The sequence below is a fragment of the Galactobacter caseinivorans genome (genome assembly GCF_003640665.1).
Taxonomy (GTDB): Bacteria; Actinomycetota; Actinomycetes; order Actinomycetales; family Micrococcaceae; genus Galactobacter; species Galactobacter caseinivorans.
Window position 1 is genome coordinate 693,561 of record NZ_QQXL01000001.1, and the last position, 16,368, is coordinate 709,928.

16 protein-coding genes are annotated in these 16,368 nt (G+C 67.5%); 14 read left to right on the forward strand and 2 right to left on the reverse strand.

Annotated features, from left to right (window positions below):
- The first annotated feature begins 58 nt into the window (after positions 1-58).
- From DWQ67_RS03295 to DWQ67_RS03335, 9 genes are all read left to right on the forward strand, one after another.
- Positions 59-2,419 carry a hypothetical protein gene (locus DWQ67_RS03295; protein WP_121484129.1) on the forward strand — a complete coding sequence of 787 codons (2,361 nt, stop codon included), beginning with the start codon at positions 59-61 and terminating at the stop codon, positions 2,417-2,419.
- Between the two features lie 61 nt (positions 2,420-2,480).
- A complete protein-coding gene (locus DWQ67_RS03300) occupies positions 2,481-3,443 on the forward strand; it encodes a co-chaperone YbbN (protein WP_121484130.1) in 963 nt (320 codons plus the stop codon).
- A gap of 173 nt (positions 3,444-3,616) precedes the next feature.
- On the forward strand, positions 3,617-4,465 hold the full coding sequence (locus DWQ67_RS03305; RefSeq protein ID WP_121484131.1) for an ABC transporter ATP-binding protein: 849 nt from the start codon (positions 3,617-3,619) through the stop codon (positions 4,463-4,465).
- Entirely contained in the window at positions 4,450-6,036 is a 1,587-nt protein-coding gene (locus tag DWQ67_RS03310; protein ID WP_121484132.1) for a transporter, read from the forward strand. The genes DWQ67_RS03305 and DWQ67_RS03310 overlap by 16 nt, the downstream gene beginning before the upstream one ends.
- Positions 6,037-6,085: 49 nt before the next feature.
- Entirely contained in the window at positions 6,086-6,382 is a 297-nt protein-coding gene (locus tag DWQ67_RS03315; protein WP_121484133.1) for a DUF3039 domain-containing protein, read from the forward strand.
- Between the two features lie 137 nt (positions 6,383-6,519).
- Positions 6,520-8,301: a DEAD/DEAH box helicase gene (locus DWQ67_RS03320; RefSeq protein WP_121484134.1), complete on the forward strand. Its 1,782-nt coding sequence runs from the start codon at positions 6,520-6,522 to the stop codon at positions 8,299-8,301.
- A 30-nt stretch (positions 8,302-8,331) separates the two neighbouring features.
- Positions 8,332-9,003 carry an ABC transporter ATP-binding protein gene (locus DWQ67_RS03325; RefSeq protein WP_158595350.1) on the forward strand — a complete coding sequence of 224 codons (672 nt, stop codon included), beginning with the start codon at positions 8,332-8,334 and terminating at the stop codon, positions 9,001-9,003.
- Between the two features lie 99 nt (positions 9,004-9,102).
- The gene (locus DWQ67_RS03330) at positions 9,103-9,537 is read left to right on the forward strand and encodes a phosphatase domain-containing protein (RefSeq protein WP_121484136.1); all 435 of its coding nucleotides are present in this window, start codon (positions 9,103-9,105) and stop codon (positions 9,535-9,537) included.
- A 64-nt stretch (positions 9,538-9,601) separates the two neighbouring features.
- A complete protein-coding gene (locus DWQ67_RS03335; protein ID WP_121484137.1) occupies positions 9,602-10,330 on the forward strand; it encodes a DUF6891 domain-containing protein in 729 nt (242 codons plus the stop codon).
- A 53-nt stretch (positions 10,331-10,383) separates the two neighbouring features.
- On the opposite strand, the gene DWQ67_RS03340 is transcribed toward DWQ67_RS03335, so the two are convergent.
- Together DWQ67_RS03340 and DWQ67_RS03345 are read right to left on the reverse strand one after the other, a co-directional pair.
- A complete protein-coding gene (locus tag DWQ67_RS03340) occupies positions 10,384-11,004 on the reverse strand; it encodes an isochorismatase family protein (protein ID WP_121484138.1) in 621 nt (206 codons plus the stop codon).
- Positions 11,005-11,013: 9 nt separating this feature from the next.
- On the reverse strand, positions 11,014-12,324 hold the full coding sequence (locus DWQ67_RS03345) for a nicotinate phosphoribosyltransferase (RefSeq protein ID WP_121484139.1): 1,311 nt from the start codon (positions 12,322-12,324) through the stop codon (positions 11,014-11,016).
- Between the two features lie 126 nt (positions 12,325-12,450).
- On the opposite strand from DWQ67_RS03345, the gene clpS reads away from it, so the two are divergent.
- From clpS to DWQ67_RS13590, 5 genes are all read left to right on the forward strand, one after another.
- On the forward strand, positions 12,451-12,753 hold the full coding sequence (clpS, locus tag DWQ67_RS03350) for an ATP-dependent Clp protease adapter ClpS (protein WP_121484140.1): 303 nt from the start codon (positions 12,451-12,453) through the stop codon (positions 12,751-12,753).
- The gene (locus tag DWQ67_RS03355) at positions 12,753-13,475 is read left to right on the forward strand and encodes a DUF2017 family protein (protein ID WP_121484141.1); all 723 of its coding nucleotides are present in this window, start codon (positions 12,753-12,755) and stop codon (positions 13,473-13,475) included. The genes clpS and DWQ67_RS03355 overlap by 1 nt, the downstream gene beginning before the upstream one ends.
- Positions 13,476-13,598: 123 nt before the next feature.
- On the forward strand, positions 13,599-14,546 hold the full coding sequence (gene murI, locus DWQ67_RS03360; RefSeq protein ID WP_121484142.1) for a glutamate racemase: 948 nt from the start codon (positions 13,599-13,601) through the stop codon (positions 14,544-14,546).
- On the forward strand, positions 14,543-15,454 hold the full coding sequence (locus tag DWQ67_RS03365; RefSeq protein WP_121484143.1) for an MBL fold metallo-hydrolase: 912 nt from the start codon (positions 14,543-14,545) through the stop codon (positions 15,452-15,454). Before murI ends, DWQ67_RS03365 begins: the two co-directional genes overlap by 4 nt.
- A 223-nt stretch (positions 15,455-15,677) precedes the next feature.
- Positions 15,678-16,346 carry a hypothetical protein gene (locus DWQ67_RS13590; RefSeq protein ID WP_147433601.1) on the forward strand — a complete coding sequence of 223 codons (669 nt, stop codon included), beginning with the start codon at positions 15,678-15,680 and terminating at the stop codon, positions 16,344-16,346.
- Positions 16,347-16,368 lie beyond the last annotated feature (22 nt).

Genomic DNA, 16,368 nt, shown 5'->3' on the forward strand with positions numbered 1-16,368 from the left:
ACAAGTTCCGTGCGCCGATGTCCTTCGGTGCCGTGTCGACACCCCAGAGGAACCCCTAGTGCGCCGTATTCTCTCCCTTCTGCTTCTCCTGATGGGTGCCGTTGGCATCGTCTGGGGGATTGGTCAGGTGACCTTCCTTGCGCCTGCGGCGACGCTGACCGCTGCCGTTCCAAGCGGCGTCGGGCAGGCTCCGGTGACCTTGATCACTCAGGCCGTCCGCGATACCACCGGAAACGGCGCCAAACTCAGCATCCGTGCGGAGGGCGAATTCCTCTCCGTCGTGGGGCGTCAGGACGATGTTGACGCGTGGATTGGTGACTCCGCCGCGAACGTCATCAGCGGTGTTGATACCGACAGCCACGTGCTCAAGGTGGAGCAGCGCCCCGGGCAGGAATCCTCGCCCAATCCGGCCGGCTCCGATCTGTGGGTCAGCGAGGAGAAGCACCAGGGCGCCTGGGACGGCGCCACGTGGACGGCGCCGGCGGACGGCGACTGGACCCTGATGCTCGCCACGGACGGCACCAGCGCCGCTCCCATGGACATTTCCATGACCTGGGACAACCCCCAGGCAACCACGGCATCGAAGTGGAGCCGCGCCATCCTCCCGCTGGTCGCGGGCATCTTCCTGATCGCGCTGGCGGTGGCAATCTACTTTGGCGGCAAGAAGAACAAGCGCCGGGGCGGCTCCGACCGCGACCCTGCGGCCCCCCGCACGGGGCAGCTGCGCCAGGTCACCGTGGCAGATCCCGCCGCGGCCGCGCCGAGCATGATCGACGCACGCAACCGCGAACTGGGCCAAGACCCGGCCTGGGACGAGACGCAGATTGGCGGCTTCACTGCCGTGCCGCCTTCCGAGGCAGGCGCCTCGGACGAACCGGCCGCGCCGCTGACGCGTCGCCAGATGCGTGACATGGAGCGCCGCGGGATCCACACGGGCCAGCTGGCACAGGTTCCCTCGGCTGACGAGCCGGGCGACGGCGGCGGACCGGGCCTTGGTGCTGGCGTTGGCGCCGGCGCGAACCTGGGCACCGCTGCCTCCGAGGACCGGACCGCGACGCATCCCGTGGTCGCTGATGGCGATGACGCTACGAGCGCTGAGAAGGAGGAGTCCGTGCAGACCGACTCCAAGGACGATTCCGACACCCCCGATGATGATCAGCCCGGCGGCTCCTCCGGACCCAAGCCGTGGCAGCGCCCCGGGAGCCCCGTGGAGGGCACGTCCGGCAACCAGTCCGCGCCCAAGCCGTGGCAGCGCCCCGGGAACCCCGCTGGCACGGACCCCGCAGAGAACACCGCCGCGCCGCAGGGCAAGCCGAACCCGCTGCAGCGTCGCCTTCGGGTGGTGGGTGGCGCCGTGCTGGCCACCGTGGCGCTGACGCTGCCCGGCACCCCCGCCTGGGCGGAAACCGCCAGCCCCAGCCCCAGCGAGTCTGTGACGGCGCCGGCCAGTTCCGGTGCGGCCAGCTCGTCCCCAGCAGGATCCGCGTCCCCCAGTGGGAGCGCGTCTGAGTCGGCTGCCCCGACCGGTGAGCCGGTGGTGGTGGACGCCCAGCTGCAGCGCATCCTGACCTCCGTCTCCGCCGCCGCTAAGGAGGGCGACGAGGCCAAGGACGCCAAGCTGTTGGAGTCCCGCTTTACCGGCAAGGCGCTTGAACTGCGCAAGGGCTACTACGACGCGCTGAAGAAGAAGGCCAAGTTCGCGGACAACGCGGTGCCTCCCATCTCCGCGAGCCCCATTCGCGCGGCCGCTGTCACCACGACCAAGGACTGGCCGCGCCTCATGATGGTGCTCACGCAGGGAGAGGGACAGACCTACCCGGTGGCCATCACCCTGGAGCAGGAAAACGCCCGCAGCAATTACAAGGTGCTAGAGGCCGTCCCGATGGTGCCCGAGGCCACGTTCCCCGGCGCGGCAGTGGGATCCTCCGGCGTGACTACGGAGACGGCCACCGCAGGCCGCCTGGTGGCCACCCCCGCCGAGACGCTGGACGGCTTTGCCGATTGGCTCAAGGACGAGAAGAGCAGCTGGGCCGGCAAGTTTGAGAACAACGTCTTTGTGACGCAGTGGCGTGCCAAGACCGCGGAGTCCCGCAAGGAGCTCGAATCGGACAAGCAAAAGGGCAGCTTCGACATGGACTTCTCCGTGGACTCTGACGCCACCCGCGTGCTCACCACGCCCAAGGGCGGCAGCCTGGTCTCCGGCTACATCACGCAGACCACCACGGCGTCCGCGCAGAAGGACGGCAAGATCACGCTGCCCAGCCCCGCCAAGGAGTTCGCGGGCACCGGATCCACGGACAAGAAGGTCGTCACGACCTACCGCATGCCGGTCTTCTTCCACATCCCGGCCGCCGGCTCGGGGGAGAAGATCTCGCTTGTGGGCAATTCCTACATGATCGAGTCCGTGGAACTGCGCTAACCCGCGCCCCCTGAACTTCACCTCACCCGCCCAGCCTCAGACTTTCTCAGGAGCATCACGCATGAGCATTCCGTCCGGCGCGCCCGCCAGCCAGCAGCCCGCTTCCTCCCACGGAGCGGTAGACCTCTCTGGCCGGGGTGGCCCCGGTCAGCCGGGGCAGGCCAAGGGAACGCTCGACGGCGTGGGGGCGGGTGCTCAGGGCGGCGGCCCGGTGGTGGGTCGCTGGAGCATTGAACTCGACGAGGCCGGTTTCCAGGACCTGGTGCAGGCCTCTAGTCGCGTGCCGGTCCTGCTCGCCGTCATGAGCGAGCGGGTGCCAGAGGCGGCGCAGATGCGCAAGGACCTCATCGAGGCAGTGGACGCGGAGCAGGGACGCATGGTCCTTGGCTTTGCGGATGCGGAGGCCCAGCCCCGGATCGCGCAGGCGCTGCAGGTGCAGCAGATCCCCGCCGTCTACGCCGTGTTGGGCGGGCGCCCCATGCCGCTCTTCGTTGGTCCAGTGGATGCGACGCAGATCGCCGCCATGTTGCAGGAGCTGCAGGGAGTGGCGATTCAGCAGGGCATGTCCGGCTCGGTTCCGCCCCTCAACGAGGGCGCTGCGGAAGAAGCGGCACCGTCGCGCTTTGCCGAGGCTGAGGCGCTCACCTCCGCGGCCGACTTTGACGGGGCTGCCGGTATCTACGAGGCCGCCATCACGCAGAACCCGGGCGATGACGAGGCGGTGGTGGGCCTGCACCGCGTGCGCCTGCTGGAGCGCGTGAACGCCATGGAGGCCACCGCAGTCCGTGCGGCCGCCGCTTCCCAGCCGGATGAGCTGCAGGCGCAGCTTGATGTGGCGGACCTGGATGTGGTGGGGGGCCATGTGGAGGACGCGTTCAAGCGACTCATCTCCTTCATTGCCCGTCACCATGACGAGTCCCGGGAGCCGGCACGCGCCCACCTGGTGGAGCTCTTTGGCGTGGTGGGCCAGCAGGATCCCCGCGTCATGTCCGCGCGCGGCAAGCTGGCGGGCACGCTCTTCTAAGCCTGCCCTGACAACGTGGGGGGGCACTGCACAGTCAGAGTCCTTGATGCCCGGCCCGCTCACCGAGGGCCGGGCATGTGCGTTCATCCGGTCGGATGATCTTTCTCCGCCGCAGGAGTGAACCGGGCAGCCTCAGCCCCACGGGCGGCGCGGTGCATGCTTGAATCGTTGCCATGAGCACTCCTTCGCAGCCCACCCCAGGTCCAGCGTTTGGCGCGCCGTCGCCCTACGAAAAGCAACCACAGCAACAGGCCATGCCGCCGCTGGATCCGCAAGCCGCGGTCAGCCTGCGCGGTCTCGTCAAGATGTTTGGCCAGCACCGGGCCGTCTCACCGTTCCCGCTTGATGTTCCCAGCGGCTCCTTCTACGGCCTGGTGGGGCCCAACGGCGCGGGTAAGACCACCACGCTGTCCATGTTCACCGGGCTGCTGCGCCCGGACGCCGGCCAGGCATCGGTGCACGGCGTGGACGTCTGGGCAGACCCCATGGAGGCCAAGCGCCGCCTGGGCGTGCTTGCGGACGGCGTGCGCCTCTTTGACCGGCTGTCCGGGCGCCAACTGGTGACGTACACGGGCCGGCTGCGCGGCATGCCAGCGGATGAGGTGGATCAGCGCACCAACGACCTGCTGCGCGTCATGGACCTGGAAGACGCCGGGGACAAGCTGGTGGTGGACTACTCGGCAGGCATGACCAAGAAGGTCGCGCTGGCCTGTGCCATGATTCACGCCCCCCGCGTGTTGGTGCTTGATGAGCCCTTTGAAGCCGTGGATCCGGTGTCCGCGGCCAACATTCGCGACATCTTGAACCAGTACGTGGCCAACGGAGGGACAGTGCTGGTCTCCAGCCACGTCATGGACCTGGTCCAGCGCATGTGTACCCACGTCGCGGTGATCGCGGACGGGCAGCTGCGCGCCTCCGGAACCGTGGATGAGGTGCGCGGCGGCCTCAGCCTTGAGGAGCGCTTTGTTGACCTGGTCGGCGGGCGTGGCACGGGGGAGGGGCTGTCATGGTTGCGCAGCTAATCTCCCTGCGCTGGGCGCTCTTTACCAACGGGTTCAAGCGCAGTCCCTGGCAGCTGGTGGGCGCCATCATTGGCGCCTTGTACGCGCTCGGCGTCATTGTGATGGCCGGAGTGGGCTTGGCATTTCTTGGCGCCAACTCGCCGCAGCTGGCGGGCTCCATTGCCGTCCTTGCCTCTGCCGCCGTGGTGCTTGGCTGGGCCATCATTCCCGTGTTCTTTACGGGGATGGATGGCTCCATGGATCCCCAGCGCTTTGCGCTCTTCCCGATTCCCAGCCGGACCCTGGCACTGGGGCTGCTCCTGGCCGGCTTCATCGGCGTGCCGGGACTCGCCACGCTGCTGTTCCTGATGCTGACTTCCTTGGCATATCTCAGCGCACCTGTGGCGCTGGTTCTCTCCGTGTTAGGGGCCATCGTCGGGGCCTTCTTCGCGCAACTGGTGGCGCGGCTAGGCATCTCCATCGCCGGCACCATGGCCACGCGCCGCGGTGTCCGAGAGGTGGCCTCCCTGCTTCTCTTCATCCCCATTGCCTTTGCGGGGCCTGCGATTGCGCAGGTGGGCCGCAATGGCGAGGCCGTGGGCAGCATCCTGCCCGCCGTGGCGGACTGGGTGCGCTACACGCCCTTTGGTGCCTTTGGAGGCCTGGCGTACTCGCTTGAGCGTGGCGACTACCTTGCCTTGGGACTTGGCCTGATCGTGGGAGTGGCCTCCCTGATTCTGGCGGGGTGGGGGTACACCCACTACCTGCGCCGGGCCATCGTGACCCCGCCGCGGATCAAGTCTGCGGCCGCTGTGAAGGGCCTGGGCTGGGTGGGGCGCTTCCCCGCCACCCCCTGGGGCGCCGTGGCAGGACGCGCCACGACTTACTGGCTCAAGGATCCCCGCTACGCCGCCTCGCTGGCGATCGTTCCCATGCTCGTGATTCTCTACGTCTTTGTGATCCCCAGCCTGAACAGCGATTCGGCTGACGGCGGTTTTAGTTTCGCGTTGGTGCTTGGACCGCTGATCGGTGCGGTCTTGGGCTTCTCCATCTCCGCGGATATCTCCTACGATTCCACCGCGTTCTCCTCCCACGTGCTCGCGGGAGTCTCCGGGGCGGCGGACCGGCTTGGACGTGTGGTGGCTTTGATGGTGATTGGCATCCCGCTGACGCTGTTGGCCATCCTGGTGCCGCTGGGCGTGAGCGGGGACTGGAACCAGCTTCCGGGCGGCCTGGGCGCCGGTTTGGGTGCCCTGCTGACCTCCGCCGGGTTGGCTTCCGTGGCCTCCGCCCGCTGGACCTATTCGGTGCCGCTGCCGGGCGACTCTCCCTTCAAGACGCCTCCGGGGACCGGCATGCGCATGGCGCTGACTCAGTCCGCGCTGTTCCTGGCCATCCTGGTCTTCTGCGCACCCACACTGGGTTTCTATGTGGCCTCGCTCGTCACAGGGGATCCGCTGTGGTCGTGGGTGACCCTGGCCGTTGGCCTGGTGCTGGGAATCGTCCTGGCGGCGCTTGGGGTGCGCATCGGTGGCCGATGGATGGAGCGGCGCATGCCGGAGTTGATGCAGGCCGTGATGGTGAACCGCTAGCGCGCGCCGCCTCAGCACTCCGTCAGACTGGCGGTCTAGAATGGATCGCATGAGTCTTCCTCCTGATCCGTTCCTGGATGATCCCAGCACGCCCGGCCGCGGTGGTTCCACCGTGATCGAGCGGGAGCGCGTGCTCCAGGACGCCGAGCCGGGTGATCATGAGCGCTTCTCGCACTACGTGCGTAAAGAGAAGATCATGGAATCGGCCATGACCGGTGACCCCGTCATTGCCCTGTGCGGCAAGGTCTGGGTCCCCGGGCGTGACCCTGAGAAGTTCCCCGTGTGCCCCGATTGCAAGGCCATCTACCAGGGCTTGCGCGGTAGCAAGGACGACAAGAAAAAGTGACCGCGCGCGCGTGGTGACCCGTCCTGGCGAGGTCACCACGCGCCGTCGTGCCCCGTGTATCCCCGGGGAAGCAGTACCGCCGGCCTTGACGCGCGTCACGCCGCCACGCAGAGATCTACCCCTGAAGGAGCCGCCTCATGTCCGATGCCCTGTTCTCTGTGGGCGAGGACATGCCTCCCGCGTACCCGGCCAAGGCCGCGTGGGGTACCGCACCAAAGCTGCGCCAATGGCAGGCAGAGGCGCTGGAACGCTACTTTGAATCACCCGAGAAAGACTTTCTTGCCGTCGCGACGCCGGGCGCGGGTAAGACCACCTTCGCCCTCCGTGTGGCAGCCATGATGGTGGAGGCCGGGCGGATCAACCGCATCACCGTAGTGGCCCCGACGGATCACCTGAAGACGCAGTGGGCAGACGCGGCCGCGCGCATTGGCATCTCCTTGGATCCCAACTTTAAGAATGCGGATGGCCGCCACGGCAAGGGATTCATCGGCGTGGCCGTGACCTACGCGCAGGTGGCCAACAAGCCGCTACTGCACCGTGCCAAGACGGAGGCAGCCAAAACCCTGGTGATCCTGGATGAGGTGCACCACGCGGGGGATGCGCTCTCCTGGGGAGACGGCATCCGTGAGGCCTTTGAGCCGGCGGTCAAACGCCTCTCACTGACGGGCACCCCCTTCCGCTCAGACACCGCGCAGATCCCGTTTGTGGACTATCAGGAGGACCCGGACGGCATCCGCCGCTCTAAGGCTGACTACACCTACGGCTATGGCGACGCGCTCAAGGACCATGTGGTGCGCCCGGTGCTGTTCATGGCCTACTCCGGCAACATGCGCTGGCGCACCTCCTCCGGGGAGGAGATGGAGGCGCAGCTGGGCGGCGGCTCCACCAAGGACATCACCGCGCACGCCTGGCGCACGGCGCTGAACCCAGAGGGCGAATGGATCCCCTCGGTCCTGGCCGCGGCGGATCGCCGCCTCACCGAGGTGCGCCGCTCCATTCCGGACGCTGCCGGCCTGGTCATCGCCACGGACCACGAAGACGCCAAGGCGTACGCCAAGTTGTTGCAGGCCATCACGGGCGAGAAGACCACGGTGGTGCTCTCAGATGACGCCAAGGCCTCCAAGAAGATCGACGCGTTCTCAGCCGGGGATCAGCGCTGGATGGTGGCCGTGCGCATGGTGTCAGAGGGGGTAGACGTGCCACGCCTGGCCGTGGGTGTCTATGCCACCAGCACCTCCACGCCGCTCTTCTTTGCCCAGGCAGTTGGCCGCTTTGTGCGCTCGCGCAAGCGCGGCGAGGTGGCCTCCGTCTTCCTGCCGTCCGTGCCCATCCTCACCACGCTCGCCAATGAGATGGAGGTGGAGCGCGATCACGCCCTTGACCGGCCCACCAACGGCGTCACGGAGGAGTTTGGTGCGTCCCAGGAAGAGGCAGAACTGGCTGCGGCCAATCGCGAGGACAAGGCCTCTGATGATCTGAACCAGGGCAAGTTTGAGGCGCTGCAATCCGACGCCAGCTTTGACCGCGTGCTCTTTGACGGCGCGGAGTTTGGCATGGGTGGCTCCATGGGCTCCGAGGACGAGCAGGACTACCTCGGCATCCCCGGGCTCCTGGACGCAGACCAGGTGGGCCTGCTGCTGCGCCAACGCCAGGCGGAGCAAGTCTCGCGGCGCAAGAAGGTGCCAGGCTCCGGCCCCGTGGAGCCGCCGGAGGCAGTGGATCACCGCCAGCTGATGGAGCTGCGCGGCCAGCTCTCCAAGTCCGTGGCGGCCTGGGCCGCGCGCACGGGGACCCCGCACGGGCAGGTGCATACCAAGCTGCGCAGCGTGTGTGGCGGGCCGGCCGTGGCGCAGGCCTCCGCGGAGCAGTTGCAGGCGCGGCTGGAGAAACTGCAGGGATGGTTCGTGGGGCGTCGGTAGGGTGGGCGCATGCGAGGCGAACTCCCTCATGTGAGGACCCCTTTCGAGAGCGATGTGGGTCACGGCGCCCTGATGGCGCAGGACGCGGCTCTGGGCGCCGAGCCTCGGATGCGCCTGCACCCCACCAGCCTGCGCGTTGGCGCGGGAGAGTCGCTGGCCATCACGGGCCACAATGGCGCTGGCAAGACCTCCCTCTTGCGCGTCTTGGCGGGTGAGGAACAGCCCGACGCCGGGACGGTGGCCTGGTTTGGTCCGGAACCTCCCTCCCTCTCCGTCCATCTGGGAGGGGACCTTCTCTTCCCCGAGCTCACCGTGGGTGAGCACTTCCAGATGCTGGAGGCTGCCTGGCCCAGCTTGGATGCCGGACAGGCGGCCGAGGAGCTGGAACGGTGGGGGATGGGTGGCCTGCTGAGCCACTACTCGGATGAGATTTCCTCCGGCCAGAAGCAGGCCGTGGAGCTGCTGTGCACGGCCCTGCGCCCGGTGGACGTGCTCATCATCGACGAGCCGGAGCGCCGGCTGGATTCCCATGCGAGGAGTCGCATGGTGGCGCTACTGGAGCGGGCCAGGGACGCCGGGACGGCCGTGGTGGTGGCAACCCACGAACCGCTGGTGGCTGAGAGGCTAGGTGCCCTGCGGTTGGGTGGGGCGGGCGGTACCGGGGAATCCGGGGATCACCCGACCAGCCTGCAGGGCGAGTGAGGCGTGGCGACCAAGCGCCCAGCCAGCCCGCGCACCCGCCACCTCATCCGCGAACTGGACTGAACGCCGTCGGGCCTCAGCATGCGGCACCATAGAGGCATGCCCTCCGCCCCAGAGCTCCCCACCTGTTGGATCTTCGACATGGACGGCACGCTCGCGCTGATGGGTGGGCGGTCCCCGTATGACATGGGGCGCGTCTCGGAGGATCAGCCCCATTCGCCGGTGGTCCAACTGGCGCAGGCGCTGGCCGCGCACCCAGGGGTGGATCGGATGGTGATCGCCTCCGGCCGCAATGAGCGCGCGCGTCGCGGCACCGAGACCTGGCTGGTCTTTCACGGGATCCCCTTTGATGCGCTCTACATGCGCCCGGATGATGATCAGCGCAGGGACGACGTGGTCAAGGAGGAGATCCTGGATCGCGAGATTCTCACGCGTTACCGGGTCCTGGGAGTGGTGGATGACAGGCAGCAGGTGGTGGACATGTGGCGGCGCCGCGGTCTCACCTGTCTGCAGGCCGCCCCTGGTGATTTCTAGCGAGGTACTGCCCCGGCGTCCGTGATGCAATGGATGCCTGTTTGCCCACCGAGAAAGGCGCGCCATGCCCACACCCGTCCAGCCTCCCTCCACTGACCCGTTGGAGTCCGGACACTGGCGCACCTGCCTCATGCCGGAGGGCCAGCAGATGGTGGAGGACCCAGAGGCCGCCGCCTTCTTTGTGCGCGTCTACGCCAAGGACTTGATCTATACGGGGCACCTGAACCAGGCGCAGGCGCGGCGGGTGGTGCGCCACTACGCGGAGCAGGTCGGTTGCGCTCAGGAGGCAGCGGATCAGGTGCTCGACGACGCGTGGGCAGACCGCGCGCCCCTCGCCACGGGTGGCGGAGACGAGGCCAAGGTGGACGCGGCCCTGCGCGCCCTGGCCACTCAAGGTGTGGTGAGCCGCATTGGCGTTGACTGCTGCCGGGACGTGGCGCTGGAGGCCGTGGAGCACGAGCACGGCCCGGAGGATCGCTTCTACGGCATGAGTTCCCTCGCTGACCTGATGCGGGTGGACCGCGCGCATCGCCTTGACCTGGCCTTTTCTTATCTGGACGGCCAGCTGCCGCAGTGGTTCACACCGGAGCTCCTGGAGCGGGCCACGGGCGGGGACAAGGACGCCCAGGTGCAGTGGCTGGCCACGATCGACAGGGCGGAGATCACGGCGGGCGGCGCGCTCGCCGCGGCCCTGCGCGCCACCGGCCTGGACGTGGAATGGGGCGGGAGCAACCAAGAGGTGGTCTCCGTGCACACCAGTGCGTGGCTTCGCCCGTTGCCGCTGGGCCAGTAGTCAAGCTTCGCAGTGTCTGGGCGCTGGGACGGTGCCCGACGCCGCGTGCGAACCTACCGCGAAATGCTCACCCCGGCGGCCCGCAGCTGAGCGAAGACCTCCTCGGTGGCGTCGGGATGCACCGCGGCGACCAGGCTGGGCCGCACCGTGACGTCCAGACCCAGCCCAACGGCGTCGAGCGCTGTGGCCTTGACGCAAAAGTCCGTCGCAAGGCCCACCACCGTGACCTGCGAGACCCCGCGGGAGCCCAGCCAGGCCGCCAGCGGCTCACCCGGAACCGGGTCGCTGGGGCCGGGCTCGGCCGCCTCGGATGCGGAGGGCGTCAGGGCGCGCCCCTCAAAACCGGAGTAGGCATCCTCGTAGCGGCCCTTGCGGACCCAGGCCTCCACCGCGCCGGCCACGGGCGCCAGCGCGGGATGCCAGGCGGAGCCGTGCGTGCCCGCCACGCAGTGCACCGGCCAGGAGCGCACAAAGTCGGGGTTCGCGGAGAAGTGCGCCCCTGGATCGATGTGCCAATCCTGCGTGGCGACCACGTGGTCAAAACCCGCGGCCTCCGCGCCGCGCCCCAACAGCTCGGCGATGCGACCCGCGACCGCCGTGCCGCCGTCCACCGCCAACGCGCCGCCCTCGCAAAAGTCGTTTTGGACGTCCACGATGATCAGCGCGTTGGTCATGGCCTTACCTCAGTGCTCGTCCACAAAGACGGTCGGGATGACCGGCTCGCCACGCAGCATCTGGCGCGCGGCGCCGGGGAGTTCCTCGATGGAGGCCTTGCGGCGCTCAATGGCGCGCTTCACGCCGTCCGCCCCCGTGAAGCCGGGCTGCAGCTCACCGTCAACTACCAGGGGGACAATCAGATCGCGATCGCGCTCGGTGCGTTCCGGGGTCTCGTCGATCCCCACCACCTCCGCCGTGGCGCGCCCGCGCTCGTTCAGGCGGCGGTAGGCACTCTTGCGCCCGCCCACGCTGGCCTTGCCAATAGCGGCCTTGGCCACGTCCTTCCACTGCCCGTCGTTGCCCTCGCGGGAGACCAGCTTGTAGACCATGCCGGCCGTGGGGTGCCCGGAGCCGGTCACCAGCTGCGTGCCCACGCCGTACGCGTCCACCGGGGCGGAGCGCAGCGAGGCAATCGCGTACTCGTCCAGATCAGAGGTCACCACGATGCGCGTGTTGGTATTGCCCAGCTCATCCAGGAGCGAGCGCACCCAGCGCGCCTGCTCCACCAGATCGCCGGAATCCAGGCGCACGCCGCCCAACTCCGGCCCGGCCACCTCCACGGCGGTGCGCACGCCTTGCTCCACGTCGTAGGTGTCCACGAGCAGCGTGGTGCCCTGACCGAGCGTCGCGACCTGGGCCTGGAAGGCCTCCCGCTCAGAGTCATGAAGCAGGGTGAAGGAGTGCGCGGCGGTGCCGGTGGTGGGCAGGCCGTAGCTGCGACCTGCCTCCAGGTTGGAGGTGGCGCCAAACCCGGCGATGATGGCGGCGCGGGCGGCTGCCACGGCGGAGTGCTCGTGGGTGCGCCGTGATCCCATTTCGATGCAGGGCCGATCATCCGCCACCGCGATCATGCGGGACGCGGCGGAGGCCACGGCCGTGTCGAAGTTGAGCACGGAGAGCAGGTAGGTCTCCAGGATGCAGGCCTCGGCAAAGGTGGATTCCACCTGCAGTAGCGGCGATCCGGGGAAGTAGATCTCGCCCTCCGCGTAGCCGGTGATGGTGCCCTTAAAGCTGAAGTCAGCCAGCCAGTTCAGGGTCCGTTCGTTGACGACCTTGCGATCGGCCAAAAAATCCAGCTCCGCCGTACCAAAGCGGAAGTCCGCCAGGCCCTCCAGGACGCGGCCGGTGCCGGCCAGTAGGCCGTAGCGGCGGCCCTCCGGGAGGCGGCGGGCAAAGACCTCAAAGACGGAGCGGCGGCTGGCGGTACCTGCGGCAAGGGCCGCCTCCACCATCGTCAGTTCGTAGTGGTCGGTGAGCAGGGACGTGGCGGGCGCCATGAGGCCTCCTGAGAAGACGAGCCGTGGGGCCCGCGGGATACGTTCGCTGCCTCACACTACCCAAGCGTGGGTGTCGCTGGTCACCGCCCGGACGCAGAGTTGGTCAGGCGACTTAGACTGAACGTTATGACTGTTGCGACTTCGGCACCGGTCGCCGCACCGATTGAGGCGACAGAGCTGCTCCACGAGCTGGAGCGCCCGTATCTGCTGATCGTGTGGGACGACCCGGTCAACCTCATGTCTTATGTGGCCTTTGTGTTCCGCAGCTACTTTGGCTTCTCCGATGAACACGCCAACGCCCTGATGCTCCAGGTCCACGAGGACGGCCAGGCCATGGTCTCCTCCGGGACCAAGGAGCGCATCGAGGCGGACGTCGTGGCGATGCACGGCTTTGGCCTGCAGGCCACGCTGCGCCGGGCGGACGCCTAGTGGCGCGCGGTTTTAAGCGGCAGGGCGCCGAGTACGTCGCCACGCTGGACAAGGCCGAGGCGCGTTTGGTGGCCAACCTGGCCGCGGACGTGCTGGAGATGCTTGACTCGCGCGTCCAAGAGCAGGAACTGCCCGACGACGCGTCGGTCGGGTTAGCGGGCCACGCCGGCTCAGCGCACGCCGAGATTGACACCGGCGCGGCGGCGCCGGCTGACGAGGACGCTGCGGATTCGAGCGCGGCGGAGCCGGCGGGCGAGGATCGCTGGTGGGAGGCTCTGGGCCTGAGCAACGCGGATCTGATGCCGGGCGCCTCAGGAGGCGAACGCCGTCGGGCACGTCCCGAGGACCCCGCGCTGGCGCGGCTGCTCCCTGACCTGATTGCCGCCTCAGACGCCACGGAGGGGGAGGCGGAGCGCCTGCGCGCCCTGACGGAGCCCGTGGTGGTGGAGGGTAAGCGCGAGGCGCTCGCGGAGGCGGTGCGGCTGTTGACCGCGCACCCGCTGAAGGTCCCTGCGGACTCTGCGCCGCGTTTTGCCTCAGCGCTCAATGACATTCGGCTGGTGCTTGCCGAGCGTCTAGGTATTGAGACGGCTGAGGATGCGGAGCGGATTCATGGCGCCGAGGATTCCGAGGATGAAATGGATCGGTATCTAGCATTGCTCTATGGCTTTGTTTCCTGGCTTCAGGAGTCTTTGATGACCGCGCTGCTGAAACGGCGCTGAGGCTCTTCGCCGCTCAGACCGCTCCTCCGGCAACCGACCGGGCAAGCGGCCCGACCAAGCGATCCGACCAACCGCCCGCACCCACCGACCCGCACCCACCGACCCGCCAGCAGATCAAGGACCATGAGCGCTACTCATCCCGCGCATCGCGCGCAGAACCCGGCTCCGGAGCCGCGCCCGCAGGCCGGCTCGCCCATCGGCGTGTTTGATTCCGGCGTGGGAGGGCTCACGGTGGCCCGTTCCATCATTGATCAGCTGCCGCACGAGTCCACGCAGTACGTGGGGGACACGGGGCGCGGCCCGTACGGCCCGCTGCCGCTGGCGACCGTGCGCGCCAACGCGCTTGGCATCATGGATGAGCTGGTGGACGCCGGGGTCAAGCTGTTGGTGATCGCCTGCAATACCGCCTCCGCCGCGGTGCTGCACGACGCCAGGGAGCGCTACACCACCCGCTACGGCATCCCGGTGGTTGAGGTCATCCAGCCCGCTGTGCGCCGCGCAGTGGCAGCGACGCGCAACGGCAAGATCGGCGTGATCGGGACCCAGACCACCATCGGGTCAAGGGCGTACAACGACGCCTTTGCCGCCGCTCCGCAGTTGGAAATTTACTCCGCGGCCTGCCCGCGTTTTGTGGAGTTTGTGGAGCGCGGCATCACTTCCGGACCTGAGCTGATCGCGACCGCGGAGGAGTACTTGGCCCCGCTCAAGGCGGCCGGCGTGGACACCCTGGTCCTTGGCTGCACCCATTACCCCCTGCTGACCGGCGTGCTGTCGTTGGTCATGGGAGAGAACGTCACCCTGGTGTCCTCCGCGGAGGAGACCGCCAAGGACGTCTACAGATCGCTGGCCCTGCTGGGGCTGGAAACCCCGGAATTGGGCGCCGGGGACCATCACTTCATGGCCACGGGTGACGCCGCGGCCTTTGAGGAACTGGCCCGGCGTTTCCTTGGCCCGGAGGTGCGCGGCGTTGAGCACGTGGACCGCGTGGCCCAGTACTATCCAACGGGCGCCATGGCCCGCATCACCCCAGAGATGCTCGCCGCGGCGCGCGCCCAGGAGGCACCCAGGTGAAACTGACCATCATCGGCTCTACCGGATCCTTCCCGGGCCCGGGCTCGCCCGCGTCCTGCTACCTGCTCACGGGCCACGACGGCACCCGCCCCTGGCGCGTGCTCATGGACCTTGGCTCGGGTTCGCTTGGCGTGCTGCAGCGCTACATGGACCTGAAGGACATCGACGCCATCTTCATCTCCCACCTGCACCCGGATCACTGCATGGATCTGTGCGGGCTGCACGTCGCCGTGCACTGGGACCCCGCGGGCTGGGGCCGTGACCGCGTGCTGGTGTATGGGCCGTCCATGACGGGGGACCGCATGGCGGATGCGTACGGGCTGCCCCGGGACCCTGGCATGACGGAGGACTTTGACTTCCGCGCGTTCAAGAACGGCGAGACGGTCAAGGTGGGGCCGTTTAAAGTCACGCCGTACGACGTGCGCCATCCGGTGGAAGAGGCCTTCGCCCTGCGCGTTGAGGCCACGGAGAAGCTCTACGGGGAAACCAAAACCAGCGTGCTCACCTATTCAGGCGACACGGATTCCTGCGACGGACTGGTGGAGGCCGCGCGGGACGCGGACCTGTTCCTGTGCGAGGCGGCCTTCCAGGAGGGGCGCGATGACGGGCTGGACGGCGTACACCTGACCGGCAAGCGCGCCGGCGAGGCCGCGCGAGAGGCCGGCGTCCACCGCATGCTCCTGACCCACATTCCGGTGTGGACGGACTCCTCGGTGGTGCTGCAGGAGGCGCGGGATGAGTACGAGGGCGAACTGGCCGTGGCCGTCGCCGGCGTCACCTACGGCGTGCGCTCGGGGGACAGGCTCTCCGAGCCGAAGACCAATTCCATGTCCCGCATCCCGGTTTCGCTGACGGAGGCCATCCGCAAGGCCGGCGGGCAGCGCCACGAGGTGCCGGGGCAGGGCTGAGGCCCGGTGTCCGTCAAGGAGTTCTCTAGGCGGATAATCAATATTGATTCTATGAAATGAATGCCGCGATCAAACGAAACAAACAGTGTTTGGTTACTGGCTATTAACCTTCGAGGGTAAGATCTTTTTTGGATCGGCGGTTGGTGCTGGTCTGCAGGATCAACACCGATAACTCGTGGGGGAAATAATGGCGGTCAATACTGTTCAGCGAAGGCGCGGCACCGTGGCTGCATTCTCGATCGCTGCCATGGTCCTTCTGGCCGGATGTTCAGGGGGATCCGCGCCAGCATCGACAACGCAGGCGGTTGCCCCATCTTCTGCCGGTGCGGTTGAGAGCACTTCCGCATCTGCAGTCGCGAGTAGCTCACCGAGTTCGACGATCACCACGACGGCTCCGACTTCGACGGCGCCGATTGCGTCCTCCACGACGGCAAGTCCGACGGAAAGTCAAGAGCCCGTCAAGACGAAGGCCGCTCCAGCAGGTGATGATGGGCTCGCGGATGTCAGCACGAAGTCTCGTAAGGAACGCATCAAGTCTGCCAAGACGGTGTCATCCAGAAACCTGAACAAGCTCGTGAAGAGGCCAGACGGGAGCAAGGGAAAGTCTTTCGTGCTCTATGCACAGGTGACTCAATTTGACGCTGCCACAGGGGAATGCACTTTCCGTGCAAGTGTTTCGCAGCGTCGGATGTCGAGCTCGTACGACTACGAGCACAACGCAATGTTCGTGGCCGGAGACGCCGATACCGAGTGCAAGTACTTGGACGACGTGGTAACCGACGACATCGTCAAGATCTACGTGACGTCCATGGGGTCGTACTCATACGATACGCAGGTCGGTGGAAACACCACGGTGCCCCTGTTCTACGTGGATAAGATCTCTGTCCTGTAACGAGCTGATTGGGGGCCGCTTG